The sequence below is a fragment of the Glutamicibacter sp. AGC84 genome, assembly GCF_053543575.1.
The window spans coordinates 1-6,141 of record NZ_JBLVOC010000015.1 but is presented as its reverse complement, the minus strand read 5'-3'; the positions used below and the strand labels follow the sequence as shown (position 1 = coordinate 6,141).

Annotated in this window: 7 protein-coding genes; 5 read left to right on the top strand and 2 right to left on the bottom strand. The window is 64.5% G+C overall.

Annotated features, from left to right (window positions below; genetic code table 11):
- The 3 genes from ACNPN0_RS08860 to ACNPN0_RS08850 form a co-directional block, all read left to right on the top strand.
- The coding region (locus ACNPN0_RS08860; RefSeq protein ID WP_448938883.1) for a carboxyl transferase domain-containing protein at window positions 1-539 on the top strand (539 nt) is incomplete at its 5' end.
- A 187-nt stretch (window positions 540-726) separates the two neighbouring features.
- On the top strand, window positions 727-1,173 hold the full coding sequence (locus ACNPN0_RS08855; protein ID WP_448937898.1) for an HD domain-containing protein: 447 nt from the start codon (window positions 727-729) through the stop codon (window positions 1,171-1,173).
- A 200-nt stretch (window positions 1,174-1,373) separates the two neighbouring features.
- Window positions 1,374-2,036, top strand: a complete 663-nt coding sequence (locus ACNPN0_RS08850) for a phosphoribosyltransferase (RefSeq protein WP_448937899.1) — start codon at window positions 1,374-1,376, stop codon at window positions 2,034-2,036.
- Window positions 2,037-2,215: 179 nt separating this feature from the next.
- Here ACNPN0_RS08850 and ACNPN0_RS08845 read toward each other — a convergent pair whose 3' ends face one another.
- Both ACNPN0_RS08845 and ACNPN0_RS08840 read right to left on the bottom strand, forming a co-directional pair.
- Window positions 2,216-3,436 carry an MFS transporter gene (locus ACNPN0_RS08845; RefSeq protein WP_448937900.1) on the bottom strand — a complete coding sequence of 407 codons (1,221 nt, stop codon included), beginning with the start codon at window positions 3,434-3,436 and terminating at the stop codon, window positions 2,216-2,218.
- A 27-nt stretch (window positions 3,437-3,463) separates the two neighbouring features.
- The gene (locus ACNPN0_RS08840; RefSeq protein ID WP_105658020.1) at window positions 3,464-3,829 is read right to left on the bottom strand and encodes an ArsR/SmtB family transcription factor; all 366 of its coding nucleotides are present in this window, start codon (window positions 3,827-3,829) and stop codon (window positions 3,464-3,466) included.
- Window positions 3,830-3,912: 83 nt separating this feature from the next.
- On the opposite strand from ACNPN0_RS08840, the gene ACNPN0_RS08835 reads away from it, so the two are divergent.
- Both ACNPN0_RS08835 and ACNPN0_RS08830 read left to right on the top strand, forming a co-directional pair.
- The gene (locus ACNPN0_RS08835; protein WP_332498667.1) at window positions 3,913-5,553 is read left to right on the top strand and encodes an ABC-F family ATP-binding cassette domain-containing protein; all 1,641 of its coding nucleotides are present in this window, start codon (window positions 3,913-3,915) and stop codon (window positions 5,551-5,553) included.
- A gap of 127 nt (window positions 5,554-5,680) precedes the next feature.
- Window positions 5,681-6,141, top strand: a 461-nt coding sequence (locus ACNPN0_RS08830; RefSeq protein WP_448937901.1) for a fatty acid desaturase, incomplete at its 3' end; no start/stop codon positions are given.

The following is a 6,141-nucleotide window of genomic DNA, read 5'->3' as shown; positions in this document are numbered from 1 at the left end:
GGGCCCGCCGCGGGATGCAACTGGCCCAGGAACTCGGCCTGCCGCTGGTCACCATCATCGACACCACCGGCGCCGAGCTCTCGGTGCAGGCAGAGGAAGGCGGGTTGGCCGGAGAGATTGCCCGTTCGCTCAGCGAATTGATCGGCTTGCGGTCCCCCTCGGTGTCGGTGCTCCTCGGCCAAGGTACCGGCGGCGCCGCACTGGCGCTGCTGCCGGCGGACCGGACCATCGCAGCCCGCAATTCCTGGCTCTCGCCGTTGCCGCCCGAGGGCGCCAGCGCCATCATGCACCGCAGTACCAGCCATGCCCCGGATATGGCCCGCCAGCAGAAGATCGGCGTTGCTTCGCTGTGCGCCTTTGGCCTGGTGGACCACGTGGTGGACGAGTTCGACGACGCTGCCACCCGGCCGCGCGAGTTCTGCCAGGAACTAGGAACGGCTATTGCTGCGGAGATCTCCTTGGCCCTTGCCATTCCCGAGGCAGATCGGTTGGAGCGCCGGCAGAAAAAGTTCCAGAACTTGGGACGAGCCTCCAGCTAGTTCCGCACTGGGACACCGGGCCGGTCCCGCAACGGCTGCTGGACCGGCCCTTGGCTTGGCTGCCCTCGCCGGGCCGGCCGGCTGCACTCTGCAGGCACGTGGAAGTTCAAGGATCAGGCTACCTCCCCAAATGCCGGCCGCCATGCGTAGAGTGGGACTCGACAGGAACTACCCAGCGAGGCGGACTATGCGCGAGCGCAAATCGATGATCGATACGGCCAAGGACATCGCGTCCGGCGCCCACGAAGGACAGGTCGACAAGCTCGGCGCCGCGTATATCGGGCATCCGGCACGAGTGGCCGGGCACGCCCGCGACCTCGGCGGTTCGCCAGAAGCCATCGCAGCCGCCTGGTTGCATGATGTGATCGAGAATTGCGACGTGAGCGCGGCGGACCTGCGTGCCGCAGGCATTCCCGACACGGTCATCGTGGCGGTGGAACTGCTGAGCAAGCGGCCCGGGCAGAGCCTGGAAGAATATTGCGCCGGGGTACGCGGCAATGCGCTGGCCTTGCTGGTCAAGGAAGCGGACCTGGCCGATAACACCGACCCGGAACGCACAAGCCAGCTGGATCAGGCTACCCGGCAGCGGCTGGCCGAGAAATACCAGCGCACCCGGTCCCTCCTGGGTCTCTAGCAAGGCACCGAGTCCTGGGTTCACCCCGCGCCTGCCCGGAAATAGTTCCTGGCCACAAACATTCAAGATCCCTGCCACGCCCGGCCAGCACTTCTTCGCCGGCATCCGGTGGCGGCACCTGATCACCGCGCAGAACTCGGAATGCTGGATATTTCCCGCAGCCCCCTTGCAATCGGGCGCCATTGGGCAAGACTTGGACTATGGCAACAGGCAGAAGCACAGTGTTCGAAAACCGCAGCCATGCCGGCTCCGTGCTGGGCATGAAGCTGTCCACCTTGCTGCCCGCCGGCGAATACACCGTGCTGGGTTTGCTGCGCGGCGGAGTGCCCATCGCCCATGAAGTGGCCAAGGCCCTCGGGGCCACCCTGGGCGCGGTGGCAGTGCGCAAGCTCGGGGTGCCCCGCAATCCCGAACTGGCATTCGGCGCCATGGCCCGGTACGGGATTAGCAGCGCTCGCCACATCAACGAGGCGATCTACCGCCGGGCTCTGCAGTATTTCGGCAAGGACGAACTCGAATCCCTCGAACGCGGCACCGGTGCCGACCTGCGGGCCCTGGCCAGCACCTTCAAGGACTACTGCCCCGATCTGGCCGGGCGCGACCTGCTGCTCTGCGATGACGGAATGGCCACGGGCGCCACGATGAAGGCCGCGCTGGATCTTATCCAGGGCCGGGCTCCCGCCTCCATCACGCTGGCAGTTCCGGTGGCTTCGCCTGGAACGGCTGCCGAATTGGCACCCCTGGTCAATGGCATCTGCCAACTGCTCACCCCGGAAAATTTCACTGCCGTCGGAGCCTTCTACGAGGACTTCGGGCAAGTGGGCCAGGACCAGGTCCTGGAAATGCTGCGCTCCGCGCGGTGAGGTCCCAGGACCGCAGCCCGGGACATTGCGTCCAAGTTCCGGGTTAGCCGATAGCACCGGTCAGCTTCGCGACTGAACACATCCAGCCCCGCACGGGCAAGGGCCGGCTAGGAGGAATCCAGCGTCATTCCCAGCTCCCGGCTCCAATTGCGCCTGCCGGTCCTGCTGCCCGGGTGATCTCACCCCTGGTGCGCCGAAACCGTTACCGGGCGCCACGAGGCAAATGCCAGCACCGTACCGAGCACTCCGATGCCGACCAGGACCAGAGCCGCACCCCACAGGCCGATTGAAGCGCCCAGGGCGCCGGCCACCGGATAGGTCAGCAAGAAGCATGCATGGGACAAGGAAAATTGCGCGGCAAAAACACCGGGGCGGTTTTGCTCGGTGCTGTTGCGGCGCAGCAGCCTCGACGAGGGCGTGAGGATAGTTGCGGTCGCCGCACCCAGGGCCAGCCACAGGCCAAGGAGCCCGGCCCATTGGCCAGAACCCTCGCCCCAGCCGATCACAGCGGCACCGACGAACAGCAGCAGCGGCATCATCACGGCGCCGGCGAGCATCACGCTGCGGTCTTCGAATCGCTCCAGCAACCCCGGCATGCCCAGTGCCACCGCCATCGAACCTGCACCGTATGCTCCGAGCAGCAGCGCCACATCCACCTGCGAGCGGCCCAGATCCCCCTTCACCAGCACCACTGTGTTGACGATGACCATGGCGGAGATCGCGGCGACCACCAGATTCAGCGCCATCAGGCTGCGCAGTTCCCGTGCCGCCCAGAATGCCCGGGTTCCCCCGGTGAGGCGATGGAAGAAGAGCGACTTCTGGGGCGGCGGGATCGCCGGGAAGCGCGTCGCGGCAACAAGCAGAGCAGACGCGGCAAAGCCGAGCACGGTCCCGGCGAAGAGGTTGTGGTAGCTGGTGACGGTCAGCAGCGCGGCCGCCAGCATCGGGCTGGCCAACGACTCCATGTCATAGGCCAGCCGCGACAGCGACAAGGCCCGGGTGTAATCCCGCTCATCGGGCAGGATCGAGGGAATGACCGCTTGGAACGCGGGGGTGAAGGTCGCCGATGCTGATTGCAGTACGAAAATCAGCACATAGATCTGCCACGCTTCGCTGGCGAATGGGAGGCAGAGCGCCACTAGTCCACGAATGATGTTGGACCCGATGAGCACGGGTTTGCGCGGAATATGGGAAACCAGGGCATTGGCCACAGGAGCAACGGCCACATAGGCGACCATCTTCACAGTCAAAGCCAGCCCAAGCACTAATCCCGCGTTGCTGCCGGCAATATCGAAAGCCAGCAGGCCCAGGGCAACGGTAAGCAGGCCCGTGCCCAGCAGCGCAATCATCTGGGCGCTGAAAAGCTTGGCGTACGCCTGGTCCCTGAGTACTGCGAGCATCTTTGCCGACTCCCGTATCTTTTGCCGCTAGCCTTGCGGGGCTTCGTGGTGCAGCGGCAGCTGTCCGTTGGATACCGAATGCTCCGCCTGCTTGATCGCTTCGCTGACCAGACGCGCCGGGTGCTCATCGGTGAGGCTGTACAGGACCTTGGTTCCGTCCTGGCGCGTGGTCACCATGCGCGCCATGCGCAAACGGGCCAGGTGCTGGGATACCCCCGAAGGGCTCTTCTCGACCAGCTCCGCGAGCGCGTTGACCGAGAGCTCACCGGCACGGCGCAGATGCAGCACAATCCGGATCCGGGTGGCATCGGACAGCAAGCCGAAGACTTCCGCGGCCAGCTCCACGAAATCCGAGGAAGGATCCGGAGCATAAATCTTATTATCTGCATGCATGCTAATAGACTAATACTCTCGCCCGGTATTACCTAGGGCACACCGGAAATATTCCGCGTCCGACTGGAACTAGAATTGGAGCCATGACTGCAACGCTCGTGGCCAAGGACCTGACTGGCGGCCACGCCCACCGAACCCTCTTCTCGAATCTGAACTTCACCGCCGCACCCGGTGATGTCTACGGCGTAGTGGGTGCCAACGGCGCTGGCAAGTCCACATTGCTCTCGCTGCTTGCCGGGGCCGCGGCCCCGCAGGCCGGAACGGTGAGCACCGCCCCGGATTCTGCGTTCATCGGCTGGATGCCCCAGGAACACGACCGCGTTCCAGGTGAAACCATCACCGCGTATTTGGCCCGCCGCACCGGTTGCGCCGCCGCCACCACCGCCATGGAATCCACCGCCGAAGAACTTGGCAGCGGCAAGCCCGGTGCGGATGACGCCTACACTGCTGCATTCGACCACTGGATGGCCTGTGGCGCCATGGATCTGGAAGACCGCATCCCCGAGGTGCTGGCCAAGCTCGGCTTCACCCTCCCGGTAGAAACCGAGATGACTGCCCTGTCCGGCGGCCAGGTAGCCCGCGTGGCTCTGGCAGCCCTGCTGCTCTCCCGCTTCGATGCGGTGCTGCTCGATGAACCGACCAATGATCTCGATCTCGAGGGCCTGGAGCATTTGGAGCATTTCATCAATTCCCTGCGCGCGCCGGTGATCCTGGTATCGCATGACCGCGAGTTCCTCTCCCGCTGCACCACCGGCATCATCGAATTGGACCTGGCCCAGAACCAGGTAGCCACCTATGAAGGCGGCTACGACTCGTACCTTGCCGAACGGGCCATCAACCGCACCCATGCCCGTGAGGCCTACGAGCAGTTCGAGAACCAGAAAGCCGATCTGGTCTCCCGCGCCCGCACCCAGCGCGAATGGTCCTCGCAAGGCGTGCGCAACGCCATGCGCAAGGCGCCGGACAACGACAAGATCCGCCGCCGGGCCAACTCCGAGTCCTCGGAAAAGCAGGCCGCCAAGGTGCGCCAGATGGAATCGCGCATCGCCCGGCTCGACGAAGTGGCCGAACCGCGCAAGGAATGGGTCCTGCAGTTCTCCATCGCCGCGGCTGAGCGCGGGTCCTCGGTGATGTGCACGCTCAACGAGGCCTCGGTATCCCACGGGGACTACGCTTTCGGACCGGTTTCGGTGCAGGTCAACGCCGGGGACCGGATTGGCATCACCGGCCCGAACGGAGCAGGCAAGTCGACCTTGCTGAACCTGCTGCTGGGCAAGCTGGCCCCGCACAGCGGCTCGGCATCCCTGGGCAGTTCGGTGAATATCGGAGAAATCGACCAGGCGCGCACCCAGCTGCCCGGCGACCTGCCACTGGGCGAAGCCTTCGAACTGGAAGTGCCCGAGTACTCCGCCGCGGAGGTGCGCACCCTGCTTGCCAAGTTCGGCTTGAAGGCCGACCAGTCCTCGGCCCTGGTGGATTCGCTCTCCCCCGGCGAGCGAACCCGCGCATCCATGGCGCTGCTCCAGGCCCGCGGGGTGAACCTGCTGGTGCTCGATGAGCCGACCAACCACCTGGACGTACTGGCCATCGAACAGCTCGAAGAAGCCCTGGAAGCGTACACCGGAGCACTGCTGCTGGTCACCCATGATCGGCGCTTGCTGGAGAATGTGCGACTGGACGCCCGATGGGAAGTTGCACAGGGTCAACTAACGGCCCATTTCTAGGGCCTCACTTGGGCACTTATTGCACTGGCAAGTTCACAGCTATCCAACGTAGGATTGGCACTATGGGAGCCGAGTTTTTCAGTTCTTTCGACTGCGAGGTCGACGCCTAGTACCCAAGGATATTTTCTTGAGCAGCACTGCAACACTCCATCCCCAAGGGCCAACGGTCAAGCCGGGCGACCCCAAGAGCTTCTTCCACGTCAAGAAGTTGGTCACCGAAGCTGGACTGGTCGGCCGCCGCCGCGGGCACTATCTCGGGTTGGGCATCGTGCTGACGGTGCTGCTAGCCGGTACCGTTACCGGTTTCATCCTCCTGGGCGACAGCTGGTTCCAGTTGCTGATGGCCGCAGCCTTGGGCCTGCTGCTCACCCAATTCGCGTTCCTGGCGCACGAGGCGGCACACCGCCAGATCCTGGCTTCGCACAAGCGCAATGACAAGCTGGGCCAGTTCCTGGCCAATATCGTCGTGGGCATCAGCTACCAGTGGTGGATGAACAAGCACAACAAGCACCACGCCACCCCCAATACCGTGGGCAAGGATCCGGACATCGAGTGGGACACCATCTCCTTCCAGACCGAGGACGCCAA

What these genes read in the sequence shown, in the direction of transcription:
- ACNPN0_RS08855 (WP_448937898.1), top strand. Translation starts at nt 727, where the DNA reads ATGCGCGAGCGCAAATCGATGATCGATACGGCCAAGGACATCGCGTCC.
- ACNPN0_RS08850 (WP_448937899.1), top strand. Translation starts at nt 1,374, where the DNA reads ATGGCAACAGGCAGAAGCACAGTGTTCGAAAACCGCAGCCATGCCGGC.
- ACNPN0_RS08845 (WP_448937900.1), bottom strand. Translation starts at nt 3,436, where the DNA reads ATGCTCGCAGTACTCAGGGACCAGGCGTACGCCAAGCTTTTCAGCGCC.
- ACNPN0_RS08840 (WP_105658020.1), bottom strand. Translation starts at nt 3,829, where the DNA reads ATGCATGCAGATAATAAGATTTATGCTCCGGATCCTTCCTCGGATTTC.
- ACNPN0_RS08835 (WP_332498667.1), top strand. Translation starts at nt 3,913, where the DNA reads ATGACTGCAACGCTCGTGGCCAAGGACCTGACTGGCGGCCACGCCCAC.